Here is a 17,589-nt window from a genome sequence, read left to right as displayed (position 1 = left end):
AATAATGTTATATACGCCTTTTTATTAATAAATAATTTCTATATAATTGAATTTATATTTAATTACAAGGGGAAAATATATATGAAATGTCCAAACTGCGGGGCAGATATCGTTGCAGGACAAAAGTTCTGTAACAAATGCGGTTTTCCAATCGAAAAATACGCTAACAAATCTGCATCTAAAAATAATTCAGAAACTCAAACAACAAATAACGCTCAAGCAACACAACCAGTTTCACCAGTTCAACCACAACCTACTCAACCAGCACAGCCACAGCAACCAGTTAATGCTGGCTCAGTAAACAGCAGTGTGAAATTGGATCCAACTGTAAATGCAAATCAAGCACAACAACCAGTTCAACCTCAACAAAATCAACAACCGGTTCAACCTCAACAGCCTGTTAATCCTAATCAAGTTAACAACGGAGCTCAAAATTTTGGAGTTAACAATAATTACAATGCTCAACCTCAAAATCAACAACCTAATAACTTCCAAAATAATCAGGCTAATCAACAAAATAATTTTAATCAGGCTCAAAACCAGCCTAATCAATTTAATCAAAATCAATTTGCACCCGGTCAAAATCCTGGTCAGAACCAGAATAATTTTAACCAAAATTTTAATCAACAAAATATGAACGGGCAACCTCAACAGCCTAGCAATTTCCAAAAGACTTTGTCTTTGATGATGCCTTTTGCTCGCGCTAATGCTGCAATTTCAATTGGTGCAATTATTCTTCTAATTATTGTGGCTATATTCAGTTACACATTTGGTGCTATCGTGCTTATTGCTGAGCTTGTTGGCTGGTACTTCCTCGCCGACAAGAATAAAGGAAATACTACTCAACTTAATCAACAAATTAGTGCTAAGTTCAGCAAAAAATCTAGCAATAATAACGGTGCTCCTATGATGGCTGCCGACAATGGTCAAACTAAGAAAGTTAGAATGACTGTTATTATCGCAGCTGCTGTCAGTTTATTATTCTTGTTTGTAGGAACTTTCTCTTCTGTTAGCTTAGGTAACTCCGATAACGACGCTGCCTCAACCTTAAAAGAAGGATTAGACGATGCTGGCTTTTCTACAAGCGGTACAGCAATGTCATTTACTGAAACAATTACTCATATCGGTCAGGGACTTGACGTCGCTGAGGATGGAAGTAGCATGATGGGTGCAAACTCAACTTCTGATGATATTAGTGGATACTCAATTGGTCTACGTATTCTCGAATGGGTAACCATTTTACTTCCAATCGTCACATTAGCTTTCTCATTCCTAAAGAGAAAATCTAGTGGAATTGTCAGAATTATTAGTACCGCACTTTCAACCCTTATCCTAGTTGGTCTTGGAGTTACATTGATTGGTGCAAAATCAGACGGCGATTCTATGGCTTCATTTGGAGCATCGTTTGTAGGATTTGGTTATAGTTACTACATTACTCTGATTGCTTCAATCGTTGCTTTAGTTGCTTCAATTATGTGGGTCAGACGAGCACATCGTCCTGCTCAAATGAATACAGCTCAGGCACAAGGTAACTTCCAAAGCCAAAATATGAATCAAAACATGGGACAAAATCAAACAGTTAATCCTGGTATGAATCAATCTACTAATCAACAACCTAACAATAATAATATGAATGATTTCTAAGAATGCTTCGGCATTCTTTTTTTTCAATCAAATTACCTAGTTGTGACCTTTCTGTGAATTTTGGGCGGATTGTTTTTATTAAGAATTTTGTCTAGTATAATTGTCTTGTATAGATTTAATGGAGGAATTTAAATGGTATGTCCAAATTGTGGGCATGAAATCAGTTCTAATCAGAATTTCTGTGAGAACTGTGGATTGCCTTTGAAAAAAAATATCAATGTTAATAACAACAAACCAGCTCCTAAACCCGAAAAGGAAGATGCTGTTAAATCATTATCTGACATTGAACATGAACTAGACGCACAAGAAAAGCAACAAACTCACACTGCTGGTGAACAACAAGCAAAAAATAAACCAGAAGTTGACGATAGAACTCGAGTTTATGATGTAAGGGATTTGTCAGGAAAGAGTTCTCAAGAACCCAAACAGGAACTTGATCCAAGAATGCAAATGGCTCCAGCTCAAAAAGCTGAATTTGAAAAAAATGCAGACTTGAATAACCATCCAACTCCACCACCAGATTTGAAATTGGATAGTCCAGTTCACTTGGATCCTGTCACCCATTTACCCGTTTATCCCGATGACGACGATTCAATCAAGAGTGCGCTTGATTCACAACAAACTAACGAGGATGAAAACGATGGACTGTTTACTAATATGGTTCGTTTTCTCAAAAACAATATTTATTTAGATATCATTGCTGTTGTATTAGTAGTAATCCTGTTTTTTATTAAACAAAATTATTCATGGATTTTGTTGGCAATCTTTCTAGTTGCTTGGTTCCTGACTTCTCAAATCGTTCACGGTAATGAAGTTAAATTGAACAAGATGATTCATCATAAGCCAGAAGATAAGGTTGATGATCAGACTACTCAAAATACTCAACAACCTCAAAATCCTGCTTCAAATCAAAGTTATCAACAAACTAATTACCAGAACCCAAATTATAATCAGCAATACAACCAAGCACCTCAACAGTCACAACAACAACCCGTTGAAGAAATTCCACGTAGTAAAAAGCATCATAAAGATGAAAATGTGTCCAACCACAAGCGTAACTGGGCTCAAAAACTAATTATTTTTTCTGCCATAGTAGGATTTATCGCTTCAGTCACCGGACCATTTATCAACGGAGTTTCGCTTTCTAGTACAATTTCTTCGGCCGCAAACTACACTGCAAACCTAGGTGCTCAAACAGCCTTGATCATGAATGTATCTTCAGCAATTAGATTCATTTGCTTTATCGCACCAATTATCATGTTGATTGCTGCCAATTTCAGAAACAAAGGTAGCATTAGAATAGTTAAAGTGTTCGCGCTTCTATCATCAATTATTTACGTTGTTTCCTTCGCACTTTTCCAATCAAACGTAATTAGTGCCTCAGTTTTAACTGGTGTCGGAGTCACAGGACCAGTTCAAATCGGTACAAGCTTTTATATTTTAATCGTTACCTCATTACTTTCATTACTACTTTCTTATACACTGCGTCCCCACATCAAAAAATAATTTGTAACGCCTAAAGTCGCTCAGAATATTATCTGGGTGGCTTTTTTTGCATCTTGAATTTGGCTCAGCGTAACGTTCCATCGGCAAAAATTATTATTCAAATATATTGCTACCATTTACTGGACTATACCAAATTAATTTAATCATAATTTTTAGAAAATTTTAGTATATACGTTTTTGTTTACTAGCTAACAGTTCTGGCTATAATTACCCCTAGAAAGTGAAAAACGTGACACAGCTCGACATTATTTTTTTACTTTCGCTCTTTATTATTATTTCTTAATTTAAAAAATTAAACTTTACATAATTGTTTTATATAACGAATTTCTTGAAAGTGAGATATACAACATGAAAAAATACAACACAAAAGAATTTACAGTTGGCGCCACCACCTCGCCCTTGAACAACAGTGCGACCAAGGTCTTATTAGCTCTTATCGCAGCCGGATCATTGGCAATTTCAGTGGGTGCACACGAAGTACACGCTGCAACAACTGATGATACAACAACTACTACTACAGCTGCACCTACTACAACCACTGCAGCTCCAACAACAACTGCCACAACCACAGATGCTACTGCACCTGCTTCAACAACTGATACCACTGCACCTGCTACAAGTACAACTACTACTGCTCCAGCCTCAACAACTGACACTACTGCACCTGCTACAAGTACAACTACTGCTCCAGCCTCAACGACTGACACTACTGCACCTGCTACAAGTACAACTACTGCTCCAGCCTCAACGACTGACACTACTGCACCTGCTACAAGTACAACTACTGCTCCAGCCTCAACGACTGATACTACTGCACCTGCTACAAGCACAACTACCGCTCCAGCTTCAACAACTGATGCTACTGCACCTGCAACAAGCACAACTACCGCTCCAGCTTCAACAACTGATGCTACTGCACCCGCTACAAGTACAACTACTACTGCTCCAGCTTCAGGTACTGATGCTACAGCAACAACTCCAGCAACCGGCACAGATACAACTGCCCCAGCAACTTCAAGTACTGATGCAACATCTACTACAGCACCAACAGACACTGCTACAACCACTGCGCCTGCCACAACAACTCCAGGAACAACTGGCACCGCAGCAACATCACCTACTGACACGGGTGCCGCAACATCACCTACAGGTGACGTAACCGACGGGACTGGTGCTGCCGGCTCTGGATCTGGAACTGATGCAACATCTACTACAGCACCTGCAACAAGTACAACTTCAACTACCGATACAACCGCTCCTGCTGCTGGAAGCTCAACGGCAGCTTCATCTACTGATACCGCTGCTCCAACAGACGGGGCTGGTAGTCCTGATTCCGGTGCTGCCGGTGGTGGTACTACATCAACTACTCCTCCTGCAACTGGTGGTACTGATTCTGGCGCTGCCGGTGGTGGTACTTCAACAACTACTCCTCCTGCTGGTGGTGGATCAACATCTACTGATACTGAGAAACCATCAACTGATAGTGGAGCACAAGCGGACACTGGCGCTTCGTCTGGAGCTTCTGAAGGCGCTACTGGCGGTTCAACTGCCGGTGGAGCATCAGGAGCAGGCAGTGCTACAACCGCTAAACCAGCTCCTGCACCTGCAGTAACTTCACCAGCTAAAAAAGCTGCTGCTATGGCAAGTGTAGGTGCCAAATTCCCTCAAACAGGCAATGCTAACCAACGTTCATTGACTGTTGTCGGAGCTATTATGGCTGCTTTTGCCAGCGTATTAGCATTCTTCGGAATCGATCGTAAGAAACATATCTAATTTTTCGAATGGGATTAATTTGTTATCGAAGCGACTCAATTAGAGTTGTATGGGCAACCAACCTTTGAAGCAAAATATCTCTCTCGAAATAATAATGAGAGCAAAAATATTATAGTGCGAACTATATAATTGCTATTTATGTCCTTCGAGACACGCTTTAAAAGGTTTAAATTCTGATGAATTTAAATTGATTACTCAACGAATCCAGGTGATTGTTTGTTTGATAATCACTTATAAACTGTATTTACCTTTAAAAAATTTAATCCGGAGTTCTTTTTGATCTTTGGGTTGTAAGGTGGGAGCTGGCGGTTGGTCAGCTTCCACTTTTTGTGTGAAAAAAACTGCCGTCCTCCGGTAAGGTTCGGCGGGGGATGGGAACGCTGCGAGGCAATTTTGAGCTTTTTCAAAGACCGAAAAATCTCAAAACTTGCCTATAATCTAAGCCTCCCCCATGGGAGGCAAAGATTATTTCCGCGGCTGCACCCCCGGCGAACCTGACCTGCGGACTAGTATTTCTTACAAAACTTTCTTTTATTTATATTTTATGCGGCCATTTGCGCTTTGTTTCCCTTTTTGTAAAATCTAGTTTTTAGTGATAATTCTTGAGTAACTTCTCGTATTGAATGAAGTTATTTTATTAAAACAAAAAGACCTCTCGGTAGATGAAAATGTTATTCATCTTCCTCAGAGGTCCTTTTATATTTTCTACACTAGGTCTTTCATTTGGTCGGCTTTATTTGTGAAGATGCCGTCTACTCCCCAGTCTAGTAATTGTTTTGCTCTTTCTTTATTGTCTACTGTCCAGACGTTTATTTGATAATTGTATTTCTTTATCATGTCAATTTTTTCTTTCGTTAAGTCTGTGTCGTCGGGGTGGATTATCTTTGCATGGCTAGCTTGCATGATTAAGTTCCAGTCGTCTTGAATTGCTGTGTGTTCGAATAGTACTGCATATTTTAATTCTGGATTTAATTTATACATTTTTGCTAACATTATTGGATTGAAGCTGGAAATTATTAAGTCAATTTCTGGGTCTAGTTTTTCTAGTGCTTTTGAAAATTTTAGAACTAACTTGTCAGCTAAGTAGTCGGCGTCATCCCCTACTACTCCTTTTAATTCAATGTTTGCATTGATTTTGTTTTTGTTTAGAAAGTTAATTAGTTGGGATAATGTTGGGATTTTTTCACCTTTGAATTTTGCATCATACCATGAACCGGCATCGGCTGATCCTACTGTTTCTGTGTCGACTGTCTCGATTGAGCCAGTCTGATCAGTTGTTCGATCTAGTTTGTCATCGTGAATAATGAAGACATCTTCATCTTTTGTGATGCTCAAATCTGTTTCGATCCATTTCAATCCATTGGCTACTACTGCATTAAACGCAGGCATAGTATTCTCCGGTGCTAATGTGGGAATTCCTCGATGTGCAAAAATTTTTTTAGACATAATTACCCTCCGTAGATTTATTATAAAACTTGCGTAACAAAAAGAGCAATCCAACGAAGAATTGCTCTAGTAAATTTTTAAATTAAGCTTGATATCTTGAAACACCATCAAGGTAAGTTTCTGATAAAGTCATGTCGTCATCAAGCACGATGAAGTCAGCATCGCGACCTTCAGCAATCATTCCACACTTATCAAGAACTTTAGAACTCTTAGCAGCAGTATAACTAGCCATTTCAATTGCTTCCTCTTCAGTAGCAACGTTCCAGTCAACAACATTCTTAATAGCGTCTTTAAGAAGAAGAATTGAACCAGCAAGGTTGTGGGTTTCATCCTTCAAACGGGCAGTACCATTTTCAACAACAACAGGTAATTCGCCCAAAACATAGTCACCATCAGGCATCAAACCAGCACGCATACAGTCAGTAATAAGAGCAACATGTTCAGCACCCTTCTTTTCAATGACAATACGAGCAGCAAATGGATTAACGTGATAACCATCACAAATCAATTCATCATCAACTAAGTGCATTGAAAGAGCAGCACCAACCATACCAGGCTGACGGTGGTTCAAACCACTCATTCCGTTATAAGTATGAGTAAAACCAGAAGCACCAGCTTCAACACAAGCCTTAGCTTGTTCAAAAGTAGCATCAGAATGACCCAAAGTAACGGCAACCTTGTCAGAAGCAACTGCTTGCGTAAATTCAACAGAACCTTTTCTTTCAGGAGCGATAGAAATTTTAGTGATCATACCATGAGCAGCTTCTTGCCAGTCTTTAAATTCTTCAGCATCAGGGTCACGCATGTATTTAGGATTTTGAGCACCCTTATGTTTTTCCGTGTAAAAAGGACCCTCAAAGTGAATACCTTGAATCTTAGCACCAGTAGCCTTTTGGTAGTTATCACCAATAGTAGAACAAATATGTCTAAGTTGTTCATGAGAGGCAGTTAAAGTAGTAGGCAACCAAGAAGTAACCCCCGCCTTCAAAAGACCTTCTGACATCTCGTTTAACTTGTCAAAGTCGTCGTCCATAACATCGTGGCCACAAAGACCATGAATATGAGTATCAACCAGACCAGGAGCAATAAACTTGTCAGAATAATCTACAATCTTACCTTCAGGCTCGTTATCTTCAGTGAAGAAACTACCGAATTTGTTATCATCAGTAACTTCAAGATAACCCCCATTTTCAGTCGTGTTAGGCAAAAAGAATTTTTTAGCATGAATGTAATATGTCATTTTCAATCCTCCAATTAGATATTTTCATTATAACAATAATTAGTGGTCTATACCATATATGAGCACAAAAAAAGTCGCCATTAGGCGACTTAATTTTAATCTATTTTTCTAATTCATCATAGTAACGCATCTTGCTCTTAATGATTTTATCGCAAAGATCTGGGTAACTGATACCTACAGCTTCTGCTTCACGAGGCATCAATGAACGAGGTGTCATTCCTGGAAGTGTATTTGCTTCCATTACATAGATATCACGATCACGAACTAAGAAGTCAACACGACCATAACTAGTCATACTTAAAGCTTCAAAAGTTTGTAGAGCAACTTCTTGCATTTCCAAATGAATATCTTCATCAAGATTTTCTGGTGGAGTCATGAAATGTGTCGTAGTGTTTTCTGTAAATTTATGTTGGAAATCATACCAACCAGTATCAACAACAACTTCAATGGCTGGTAACACTTGTCCATCAACAACAGCAACAGAAAATTCACGACCATCAATATATTCTTCAATCAAGGCTTCCTTGTCGAATTTCAAAGCGTCAGCAACCATCGCTTGTAATTCTGATTCATCGTTGATGATATGTGTACCAACACTTGAACCACCGTTTGATGGTTTAACCACCATTGGGAAACGGAATGGAATTTCATCTTTAGTAATCTTGCTTGTTTTTGTGGCAATAAACTTAGCAGTCTTAATTTTGTTTTGAACGAAAACTTCTTTAGAGAATTTCTTGTCCATAGTAACAGCAGATGATAATGTTCCACTACCAGTGTAGCGAATACCAAATACATCAAGAACAGCTTGCATTTTACCGTTTTCGCCATCTTCGCCGTGTAGACCTAAGTAAACCATGTCAGCATGTTGGCAAACTTTCAAAACATTTTTACCTAACAAACCACGAGTTCCGTCTGTACGCAATGCCTCGATTTTTTCATCTGTTAAAACTTCGTCGTCGATGATCAATTTTGTTTCATCTTCTGCTTCAGTTTTAAATAAAGAATCTATTTGGTCTTCTTCAATATCAATTCCTAAGAATGAATCAATATTGGCAACTTCATATCCCTTGCTGCGAAGGGCGTTTGAGATTTTGACACCTGAAGACAAAGAAACGTTTCTTTCAGTACTTTTACCACCTGAGAGAACAACAATTTTCATAGTTGTGTACCTATGCTTTCTGTTAATTTATTTGTGTTTCAAATTTAAGGGTATTCCTAGAACCTACAGGATATCACATTTGGCCTAAAAGCTCTATACTGAAGAGGTGATAATAAAGAGAAATTATTAATATTCTCGAATTTTTCACAATTATCTGGTTTAATTAAGTCGTGGAACAAGGACGTCATTTGACGTTTCCATACGGAGGATATTAAATTGAAAAAGCTAAAAGTAATTTTATTAAGTATCGTATCTTTAGTTGCTGTGGGAATCTTTACTTCTTCACTAAATACCGCTAAAGCTGACGACACGCTCGATCAACCTGTGATGACTTTGGGAACTTCATTAACAGCTGATCAGAAACAAGGAACTATCAGTGCTTTGCCATCTCAACTAAATAATAGTAGTTCTAACTACAATACAATCACCGTTACAGGTGACACTTTGGTTAAATATTTGAATCCAAGTGGTAGCAACTTTACTAGTGGTTCAGGCGTTTGGTCATCTGCACTTATCGAACCAACATCAAGTGGTTCTGGTATTAATGTAAACATCGTTAACTATGATGGGAAAAATAATATTACAACTATCACTGCTGACCAATATAGAAATGCCGCTTTAACAGCTGGTATTTCTGACGCAAATATTTACGTAACGTCAGCAACTCCTATTGATGGATCCGGTGCCCTTGCAGGTATCTACGCTGCTTATTCAAAAAATGGTAGTTCATTAAATCAAAACCAAGTTAATGCCGCGCAAAACGAAATGGGTGTCCTAAGTGGAATTACTCAAGACCACAACGGCACAAATGGCTACACTGATCAACAACTTAACAACGCGGTTGCCGGTATGAAAGCTGATCTTGCTAAACAAGGTACAGGCGCTTCAAAAACTGAAATTACTAACATCGTAAACAACAACCTACAACAAAATAACTTACAAAATATTATTACTAACAATGAAAAGAACCAAATCATTAATTTGATGGTTGAAATTAGAGATTCCGGCGCTTTAAAAAACGGTAATTTCCAACAACAAGCTCAAAAATTGAGTAGTGATATTACTAGTAAAGCTAAAAATATTTTTAATAAACTAAACACACAAGAAAATAGAAACCTCGTTCAAAAGATTTGGGACAGCATCGTCTCATTCTTCCAAGGACTATTTAAATAAGGATTCAAAAAAAATAATTTGAAATTCAAATAAGCTTAGAAGAAATATTCAATCCATTTCTTCTAAGCTTATTTTCTTGTTAACACAAAAGAACAATAAATCATTTGGAGATTGAAAATCAGTCGGAAGTCGAAAACATAAAAAAGTCAGCTGTGATATTTCTGTTAGGACGAGCGATTTACTCGTTCTTACAGAAAAGGACGTATTTTGAAATTCGCGGTCCATGCGAAGTTCAAAATCGAGCTTGGAAACCTTGGTTCCAAGCGGTCCTCACAGCAGATTTTTTTGTTTTTGACTGGAGACGGCATCTTTGTCTACGAATCTTGACGTGTAGCAGCGATATCTACCTCTCGGATGTTAACCTCTTGTGGCATGTCATACATAAACTTAACCGTGCGAGCGACTTGTTCTGGATCAAGCACAACTCCACCCATACTTTCTTCCCAAGCACGATAATCATCTAACGCTGACTTGCTTGTTACATGATTCAAAAGTTCAGTTTCAGCTGCACCAGGTGCAATCATCATCACACGGACATTTTTACCAGAATTTTCTTCACGAATAGTTTCTGACAATCCGTGAACGCCAAACTTAGACGCCACATATGCTGCGTGGTTTACGAATGTCTTGCGACCAGCAATTGATGAAACATTCAAGATAGTTCCATGTTCACGGTCACGCATGTCGTTGAGCACAATTTGTGTTCCATTCAAGACACCTATAACATTGGTATCAAGCATGGTCTGCCATTCTTGAGGATTCTGATTTTGAACATTGCCGAGTAACATCAAGCCGGCATTGTTTACTAACAAATCTGTTTTACCATATTTGGCTTCAGCCTTTCGAACAGCATTCTCAAACTGCTCATAGTTTGTAACATCAACAGATTCAACCATGACATTGTCCATATCTTTGGCAACTTCTTCCAATTTATCAGTCCGACGTCCCAACAACAGCGTTGGATAGCCATCAGCATTAAAAGTTTTAGCAATCTCAGCGCCAAAGCCTGAACTTGCTCCTGTAATTACAACTAATTTTTTCATAATATATACCTCTTATGTATAAAGATTTTTTCAACGTTTTAAAGTATAATTGCAGATATTATCAACAACAAGTACGCACCTTTAGGTAACTACTTCTCCATATGAAAGAGGCACAAGAATTTTGGCAAAATATTTAAATGAATTTGATGCAACGATGCAAATGATTCAAGGTAAGTGGAAAATTATGATTATGTTCAAATTGAATGAACCTGGTCAACACCGCTTTGGTGAATTAGAGCGCCATATCCAAGACGTTTCTCACAAAACTTTGACCAATCAATTGAGGCAATTGGAAGATGATGGACTAATTGCCCGCCATGACTTCCAGACCGCAGAGCCACATGTAGAATATGAATTGACCGACAACGGAAAATCTATAATGCCGGTTTTAGATGCCATTTGTGACTGGGGCGACACACACGTTGACCCTAAATTAATCGACCGTTCACTTTGTGATGAATAGAAAAAAAGTATTCCTTTGGTTAACACCTTTGGAATACTCTTTTAATTTATTCAAATTTACATTTTATCCATAGTTTCATTCAGCAATGCATCAACCCGGTTATTACCCTCATCTTGCGCATGTCCTTTGGTCCAACTGAATGATTTATTCTTAATAGTTGGCAACAAACCATCGAGTTCACGCCAAAGTTCAACGTTGACTGGTGTTGATCCATCAGCCTTCTTGTATCCACGACGTTTCCAACCGTTGAGCCACCCTTTTGTGATGGCGTTCAGGACGTATTGAGAATCTAGCACAAAAATGATTTTCTTATCATTAATCCCAAGGTCATTCAATCGCTTGATACTTTCCAGTAAAGCCATGATTTCCATGCGATTATTGGTTGCACCAAATTCCCCATCTGTACCTTCAGTAACTTCACCTTGATTATTAATATGGTAAGCCCAGGCAGCAGTATCAGTTGATTTAACGTGTCCACCTTTAACATTACCGTGATTTCGTGATCCACCATCGGTGTAAACGACAACATCGTAATCATCTAAGTTCTCTGACACTTTTTTGGAAGACTTTGCTCTAGGTTTAAATGAATCCTTACCTTTCAAAAATTCTTCTGCTTCCGCTTCAGTAGTGAAACTTTTATAACGCGCATTTTCAAACCCGTTAACTTGCTTTTGGCAATCTGGCCAAGAACGATATATACCAGGCTTACGTCCACGACGAACTGCATAATATTTTTGCAAATGAAATACCTCATTTCGATATTTTTTTGATTATGTAATCTAGATTATCTATATTATAATGGAATATTGATAGGGTGAAAAAATTATGACAAAAATTCAGCGACCTGTATTGTACGTCCACGGATTTCGTGGTGGTGACTATACAACTAAGAAAATGGTCGAATCAGGGTTAAAGTATACTGGAAAAAAAGATTTTCTCAAAGCATTGATTGATTGGCGAGGACGAATTTCATACGAGGGAACGTGGACTGACGACGAACAACCAATCATTCAAGTAGTATTCAAAAATAAAATTATTAGTGAGAATCAAATTGCGTATCGGTTAACCCGGCTCTTATTTGACTTGCGCAAAAAATATAAATTCAATCGTTATGACGCAGTTGGACATTCACTAGCATCAGTCTCTCTTGTCCTAGCAAACCTCTACGAAAAACGTCACCAATACATTCCAAAACTGGACCATTTAGTAACTATCGCTGCCCCATTCAACGGGGTTTTAGGTTTGAGCGATCTTCCCAATATTAATCGCATTAATAAGACTGGAAGACCCGCATTCATGAGCCCCACCTACTTCAGAATCTACCTAAATCGAAATAACATTTCCACAAATTTAAAAGTATTAAATATTTACGGAAATGTTGAAGACTATTCAAATAGCGATAAATATATATCGGTCACATCAGCTAAATCAATCGAATATATTTTAAAACCAAGAGTAAAAGAATACATCGATTGTCCTGTTACAGGTTCCAAAGCTGAACACTCATTAATGCATGATGATTCAGATATATTGCAAAAAATTAACTTGTTTATTTACGCACCCCATTCTGCATAATTATTTATATGCAGATTTGTTTGTCTTAAGCTAATCAATTGTCATTGTTTAGCATTTTGTCCTAAACTTCTCTATACTTGGATTGTGAAGAAAAAATAAAAAATAAGAAGTGAATTCGTTTTATGATAAAAGTGAAATCTTATCGTCCATTGGTTACCGAAAATTTAATTTGGGATTTTCCATCCCATTTTAAACTAAAAGAAGTTAGTGAATTCATGCAAGAAGATATCGCGCATACCACAGACTTCATTAGTGAAACGGCTAAAGAAACTATGAGAAACCAAAGTGTCTACTGGTTTATTGAAGACAAAAAGTTACAAAAGATTCACGCATTGATTTCCATAAAATCTATTGACTTTGATAACAGTTCAGCTAAACTTTTCACTAAATTTGACGATGATATTTCTGATGAATTTGAACATGAAATCATTGAGAGATTATACATGTTTGTAAATGAACAAATTTCTTTAAGTGAACTAGAAATTGAAGAAAATCCGACAAAAGTTACCAATTTCTTCACATCCAACGGGTATAATTTAGCAAATATTAAATTGAAGAGGAAGTAGAAAATGACCGGATACGGACTTTATTGGGATCCCACAATCATACTGATTTTCATCGGTTTAGCCATCAGTATGTGGGCATCTTGGTACGTTAATCACAGTTTTAAAAAATACGACCAATTCGCAAGCCGCAGAGGGATTAGTGGTGCAAAAGCTGCTCGTTTCATTCTCGACACAGCAGGACTTCAGAATGTTGAGATTAAACAAATTGCCGGTAAATTAACCGACAATTATAATCCTGGTGATAAAACATTAAACCTATCAGAATCAACCTTTGGCTCAACATCAGTTGCAGCCATTGGTGTTGCGGCCCATGAATGTGGACATGCCATTCAAGATAAAAAGAACTACATGCCAATGAGAGTAAGATCAGCAATCGTACCCGCAGTAAACTTAGGATCAAACCTATCATTTCCAGTAATCATTGCTGGTGTAATCTTTGGAATGAGCCACACACTAATCATGATTGGTATTTGGCTTTTTGCTCTAGTAGTGTTGTTCCAAGTAGTCACATTGCCAGTTGAGTTTAATGCCTCAAGCAGAGCTGTTAGCATCCTAGCTTCCGGTGATTTGCTTGATAATGACGAAGTTCCGATGGTTAAGCATGTTCTAACTGCAGCCGCTTTAACATATGTTGCAGCAGCACTTACATCGGCGTTACAACTACTAAGATTGATTCTGATTTTTGGCAACAATCGTGATTAAGAGGGTTTGAATTTTGGCCTTTACTATCAATAGCCTCGTGTACACACAGTTTTAAACATCTAAAATACAAATAATAAATTTAAAAGAGAAAATCTGTTTTAAGGTTTTCTCTTTTCTTTTGCGATAAACACCTATCATTTTCATATCCTATTCGCAATTAACTGGGTTTTGATTTTAACCCTTTGACATACGAACTAATGCCAAAGGGTTTTTGAATAAAGATACATAACACCAAAACTGCAGTGAACCTAATAAAAACAAAAAAGGGAGATTGGTTTACTACCCGAGCCCGCAGGTAAGTTTTGCAGGGGGCTCAGCCGTGGAGTTTTTGTTTGTGAGCCACAGGGCTCACTTACAAAAAATGCGAGTTTTGAGATTTTGCCGAACTTGCAAAAGCTCAAAATCGCATCACAGCGTTCCAGCCCCCTGCGAAACTTACCGGAGGGCGGCAGTCTTCCAGCAACAAAACTAAAATGCTGTTGACAAAATCTTCTCAACAGCCTATCCTAAATCTCAATTAAACTAATCGCCCAAAACCAATGAGGTGGAGATCAAAACTGTCGTGCACGCAAAGAGAGTTGTTATTGCTGAGAATACAACCGAACGCAAGCAGTTAAATGGACCACCGAGGGTTCTCCTGAAATCTAGTACGGAGAAACGTGCAGACACACGTCAGTTGTCAGAGGAGTGTTAGCTCCTTGCTAAGAGTGATGGTTCAGATGTCTATTTGTCAGACTCTCTTCCGTCAAATTAAGGTGGCACCGCGGTAAATCCGTCCTTAACTTCATTTGAAGTTTTGGGCGGATTTTTTTGTTGGAGGAAAAAGTATGGAACAACGATGGCAATCTTTCCAGATTTAATTTATAAATTAAAAATTTGGATGGTGAAAAATTATGAACTTGAATGAACTTAAAAAAATTAGTGTGAACTACCCTGCTGTACCGGTTACGATCAACTTTAAACTGGATGATTTTGACCCAATTGATCTGACGAAAAATTTGAACGACGCAGTTGGACCTTGTTTCTTATTCACTGGAAAGCCCAAACCAGATGAAGATGGATTCAGTTTTATCGGCATCAATCCTGAAGAGACGATAACTTATAAAGATGGCATCCTTGCTGTTGAAAAAAATGGTCTTGTTAATGAATCTGAAACTGCGTTGAAGCCTTATCTTGAAAAGATTTTGACTCAATACCGCATTCCCAAAATCGATAGTCTGCCTCCATTCATGGGGGGATTGGCTGGATATTTGAGTTATGACTATGCTCGTTTTGCAAATCCAACTCTTCCCCAACATTTGAATAACCCACACAATTTGAATGATGCAGATTTTCTGCTCATCAAAAAAGTGATTGCCTATAACCACAAAACACACATAGTCACACTATCAAAAATTGTTTCTTCGGATAAACTCACTGAACATTATGAAAACACAATTGTCGAACTGGAAGAATTACAAGACTTGATTCTGTCTGAGAACCATCCTGCAGAACTTCCTAAATTCAAAATGCTTTCGAAATTGCAATTACATTTTAACCGTGATGAATTTGCTGAAAAAGTTGATCAGACAAAACGGCATATCGTTGACGGTGATATTTTCCAATTGATCTTATCCAATCCACAGAATGCGAAAATGTCTGGAAGTTTATTCTCAGTTACAAAGACCCTCTTCCATGACAGTCCTGCTCCATATCAATTTTTCTACAAACATGGTGACTTTGAAACTGTTGGCTCATCCCCTGAAACGCTAATTTCCAAACATGATGACAGGTTATTCACTTATCCTCTTGCTGGTACTCGTCGTCGTGGCAAAACTGCTGAAGAAGATGAAAAGTTGGCCTATGAATTGACTCACAGCACCAAGGAACTTTCAGAGCACAATATGCTGATTGATTTGGGGCGTAATGATCTTGGTCGGGTTAGCCAATTTGGATCAGTAAAAGTTACACGTACTCGCAAGTTGCTTTACTTCAGCAATGTCATGCACATGGGTTCAACCGTCGAAAGTCTTGCTGACCCAGACAAATCTAGTGTTGATATTGTTGAATCGCTTATGCCTGCGGGAACTTTATCTGGAGCACCCAAAATTAGTGCTATGAAGATTATTTCTGAACTTGAAGGCCAGAAACGTGGTATTTATGGTGGATGCCTTGGATACTTTGACTTTTCTGGTGACCTGGACTTTTGTATCGGCATTCGTCTTGCTTATCGTCAAAATGACAACTTAGTTGTCCACTCTGGAGCGGGAATTGTTGCCGATAGTATTGCTAAAAATGAATATCAAGAATTCAATAATAAAGCACGTAACGTGGTTGACGCGTTGAATAAAACAAATCAAACGGAGGTTTTATCATGATTTATTTAATCGATAATTATGACAGTTTCACTTATAACTTATATCAATTGATTGGTACTTTAAGTGATGAGCCAATTACAGTCGTCAAAAACGATCAAATCTCTGTTGAAGAATTAGAAGCACTCAAACCAAGTGGACTAGTCTTTTCTCCTGGACCTGGTCGTCCTGAAGATGCTGGAAATATGATGGAATTGTTAACTTATTTTGCCGGCAAAGTTCCAATATTGGGTGTTTGTCTAGGTCATCAAGCAATTGGTGAACTGTACGGCGCAAAAGTTGTTCATGCTCCAGTATTAATGCACGGACGTCCTTCAGAAGTCACAGTATCCGCGCCAACTCAACTGTTTAACAACTGTCCTGATAATTTTGAGGCTGCCAGATATCATTCACTTATTGTCGATCCAGAGACAGTTCCTGATAATTTGGCTGTCACAGCAAAGACAGCCGACGGTGAAATAATGGCGCTATCGGATGATAAAAATAAAATTTATGGTGTTCAATTTCATCCTGAGTCAATCATGACTGACACCAGTGTTGGCAAGCAAATTGTCAAAAACTTTTTGGCAATAATTTAATTAAATTAGAATTTTATTTAATATCTTTGTTGACAAAAAACCATTTTAGACTTAATCTCTTAACAACAAATAAATTCGTCCATAAACCAATGAGATGGAAGTCAAGATTATTGTGCACGCCCAGAGAGTTGCCGGTGCTGAGAATGGCAATCGAACGCAGATAATTAAATGGACCATCGAGGGTCTCTCCGAAAATGATTGAGTACGGGAGAACGTTAGGCATACGTAAGTTGTCGGGAGGATGTTTGTCCTTCGCTAAGAGTAATGGAACGATTGATATTTGGTTATTGTATTTTTTGTAATACTCTAACTCTATTAATCTATCCGTTAAAATAAGGTGGCACCGCGGTATATTATCCGTCCTTAA

15 protein-coding genes are annotated in these 17,589 nt (G+C 38.1%); 10 read left to right on the top strand and 5 right to left on the bottom strand.

Going from position 1 to position 17,589, the window contains the following annotated elements; translation table 11 throughout:
• Window positions 1-81: 81 nt before the first annotated feature.
• The 3 genes from ABM34_RS11050 (at window position 82) to ABM34_RS11040 (ending at window position 4,923) form a co-directional block, all read left to right on the top strand.
• Window positions 82-1,644 (top strand): zinc ribbon domain-containing protein, encoded by a 1,563-nt coding sequence (locus tag ABM34_RS11050; protein ID WP_048705754.1) that lies wholly within the window; start codon window positions 82-84, stop codon window positions 1,642-1,644.
• 132 nt (window positions 1,645-1,776) lie between these two features.
• Complete coding sequence (locus tag ABM34_RS11045; RefSeq protein ID WP_048705752.1) at window positions 1,777-3,150, top strand: zinc ribbon domain-containing protein; 1,374 nt, start codon at window positions 1,777-1,779, stop codon at window positions 3,148-3,150.
• Window positions 3,151-3,498: 348 nt separating this feature from the next.
• Complete coding sequence (locus tag ABM34_RS11040) at window positions 3,499-4,923, top strand: LPXTG cell wall anchor domain-containing protein (RefSeq protein WP_048705751.1); 1,425 nt, start codon at window positions 3,499-3,501, stop codon at window positions 4,921-4,923.
• 705 nt (window positions 4,924-5,628) lie between these two features.
• Here ABM34_RS11040 and ABM34_RS11035 read toward each other — a convergent pair.
• From ABM34_RS11035 to ABM34_RS11025, 3 genes are all read right to left on the bottom strand, one after another.
• Window positions 5,629-6,369 carry a glycerophosphodiester phosphodiesterase family protein gene (locus tag ABM34_RS11035; protein ID WP_048705749.1) on the bottom strand — a complete coding sequence of 247 codons (741 nt, stop codon included), beginning with the start codon at window positions 6,367-6,369 and terminating at the stop codon, window positions 5,629-5,631.
• Between the two features lie 82 nt (window positions 6,370-6,451).
• Window positions 6,452-7,609 (bottom strand): N-acetylglucosamine-6-phosphate deacetylase, encoded by a 1,158-nt coding sequence (gene nagA, locus ABM34_RS11030; protein ID WP_048705747.1) that lies wholly within the window; start codon window positions 7,607-7,609, stop codon window positions 6,452-6,454.
• A gap of 100 nt (window positions 7,610-7,709) precedes the next feature.
• Complete coding sequence (locus tag ABM34_RS11025; protein ID WP_048705745.1) at window positions 7,710-8,768, bottom strand: D-alanine--D-alanine ligase family protein; 1,059 nt, start codon at window positions 8,766-8,768, stop codon at window positions 7,710-7,712.
• Window positions 8,769-8,984: 216 nt separating this feature from the next.
• Here ABM34_RS11025 and ABM34_RS11020 point away from each other — a divergent pair, with 216 nt between their 5' ends.
• On the top strand, window positions 8,985-9,941 hold the full coding sequence (locus ABM34_RS11020) for a DUF1002 domain-containing protein (RefSeq protein WP_048705744.1): 957 nt from the start codon (window positions 8,985-8,987) through the stop codon (window positions 9,939-9,941).
• A 314-nt stretch (window positions 9,942-10,255) separates the two neighbouring features.
• Here ABM34_RS11020 and ABM34_RS11015 read toward each other — a convergent pair whose 3' ends face one another.
• Window positions 10,256-10,984: an SDR family oxidoreductase gene (locus tag ABM34_RS11015; RefSeq protein WP_048705742.1), complete on the bottom strand. Its 729-nt coding sequence runs from the start codon at window positions 10,982-10,984 to the stop codon at window positions 10,256-10,258.
• Between the two features lie 154 nt (window positions 10,985-11,138).
• Here ABM34_RS11015 and ABM34_RS11010 point away from each other — a divergent pair, with 154 nt between their 5' ends.
• The gene (locus ABM34_RS11010) at window positions 11,139-11,447 is read left to right on the top strand and encodes a winged helix-turn-helix transcriptional regulator (protein WP_048706557.1); all 309 of its coding nucleotides are present in this window, start codon (window positions 11,139-11,141) and stop codon (window positions 11,445-11,447) included.
• A gap of 56 nt (window positions 11,448-11,503) precedes the next feature.
• Here the strand turns inward: ABM34_RS11010 and ABM34_RS11005 are convergent, their stop codons facing one another.
• A complete protein-coding gene (locus ABM34_RS11005; RefSeq protein WP_048705740.1) occupies window positions 11,504-12,187 on the bottom strand; it encodes a ribonuclease H family protein in 684 nt (227 codons plus the stop codon).
• Window positions 12,188-12,272: 85 nt separating this feature from the next.
• Here ABM34_RS11005 and ABM34_RS11000 point away from each other — a divergent pair, with 85 nt between their 5' ends.
• From ABM34_RS11000 to ABM34_RS10980, 5 genes are all read left to right on the top strand, one after another.
• Window positions 12,273-13,022, top strand: coding sequence for an alpha/beta hydrolase (locus ABM34_RS11000; protein WP_048705738.1), 750 nt, complete (start codon window positions 12,273-12,275; stop codon window positions 13,020-13,022).
• A gap of 122 nt (window positions 13,023-13,144) precedes the next feature.
• Window positions 13,145-13,588, top strand: a complete 444-nt coding sequence (locus ABM34_RS10995; RefSeq protein ID WP_048705736.1) for a hypothetical protein — start codon at window positions 13,145-13,147, stop codon at window positions 13,586-13,588.
• Between the two features lie 3 nt (window positions 13,589-13,591).
• Entirely contained in the window at window positions 13,592-14,290 is a 699-nt protein-coding gene (locus tag ABM34_RS10990) for a zinc metallopeptidase (RefSeq protein WP_048705735.1), read from the top strand.
• An 893-nt stretch (window positions 14,291-15,183) separates the two neighbouring features.
• Complete coding sequence (locus tag ABM34_RS10985) at window positions 15,184-16,647, top strand: anthranilate synthase component I family protein (RefSeq protein ID WP_048705733.1); 1,464 nt, start codon at window positions 15,184-15,186, stop codon at window positions 16,645-16,647.
• Window positions 16,644-17,222 carry an anthranilate synthase component II gene (locus ABM34_RS10980; RefSeq protein WP_048705732.1) on the top strand — a complete coding sequence of 193 codons (579 nt, stop codon included), beginning with the start codon at window positions 16,644-16,646 and terminating at the stop codon, window positions 17,220-17,222. Before ABM34_RS10985 ends, ABM34_RS10980 begins: the two co-directional genes overlap by 4 nt.
• Window positions 17,223-17,589: the final 367 nt, after the last annotated feature.

Origin of the sequence: Companilactobacillus ginsenosidimutans, from assembly GCF_001050475.1 — a bacterium.
Taxonomy (GTDB): domain Bacteria; phylum Bacillota; class Bacilli; order Lactobacillales; family Lactobacillaceae; genus Companilactobacillus; species Companilactobacillus ginsenosidimutans.
The sequence above is the reverse complement of the archived record's forward strand: the minus strand, read 5'-3'. Positions and strand labels throughout refer to the sequence as shown.

Excerpts from the sequence above, each read along its gene's own strand:
- ABM34_RS11050 (WP_048705754.1), top strand. The coding sequence starts at position 82 with ATGAAATGTCCAAACTGCGGGGCAGATATCGTTGCAGGACAAAAGTTC.
- ABM34_RS11045 (WP_048705752.1), top strand. The coding sequence starts at position 1,777 with ATGGTATGTCCAAATTGTGGGCATGAAATCAGTTCTAATCAGAATTTC.
- ABM34_RS11040 (WP_048705751.1), top strand. The coding sequence starts at position 3,499 with ATGAAAAAATACAACACAAAAGAATTTACAGTTGGCGCCACCACCTCG.
- ABM34_RS11035 (WP_048705749.1), bottom strand. The coding sequence starts at position 6,369 with ATGTCTAAAAAAATTTTTGCACATCGAGGAATTCCCACATTAGCACCG.
- nagA (WP_048705747.1), bottom strand. The coding sequence starts at position 7,609 with ATGACATATTACATTCATGCTAAAAAATTCTTTTTGCCTAACACGACT.
- ABM34_RS11025 (WP_048705745.1), bottom strand. The coding sequence starts at position 8,768 with ATGAAAATTGTTGTTCTCTCAGGTGGTAAAAGTACTGAAAGAAACGTT.
- ABM34_RS11015 (WP_048705742.1), bottom strand. The coding sequence starts at position 10,984 with ATGAAAAAATTAGTTGTAATTACAGGAGCAAGTTCAGGCTTTGGCGCT.
- ABM34_RS11010 (WP_048706557.1), top strand. The coding sequence starts at position 11,139 with ATGCAAATGATTCAAGGTAAGTGGAAAATTATGATTATGTTCAAATTG.
- ABM34_RS11000 (WP_048705738.1), top strand. The coding sequence starts at position 12,273 with ATGACAAAAATTCAGCGACCTGTATTGTACGTCCACGGATTTCGTGGT.
- ABM34_RS10995 (WP_048705736.1), top strand. The coding sequence starts at position 13,145 with ATGATAAAAGTGAAATCTTATCGTCCATTGGTTACCGAAAATTTAATT.
- ABM34_RS10990 (WP_048705735.1), top strand. The coding sequence starts at position 13,592 with ATGACCGGATACGGACTTTATTGGGATCCCACAATCATACTGATTTTC.
- ABM34_RS10985 (WP_048705733.1), top strand. The coding sequence starts at position 15,184 with ATGAACTTGAATGAACTTAAAAAAATTAGTGTGAACTACCCTGCTGTA.
- ABM34_RS10980 (WP_048705732.1), top strand. The coding sequence starts at position 16,644 with ATGATTTATTTAATCGATAATTATGACAGTTTCACTTATAACTTATAT.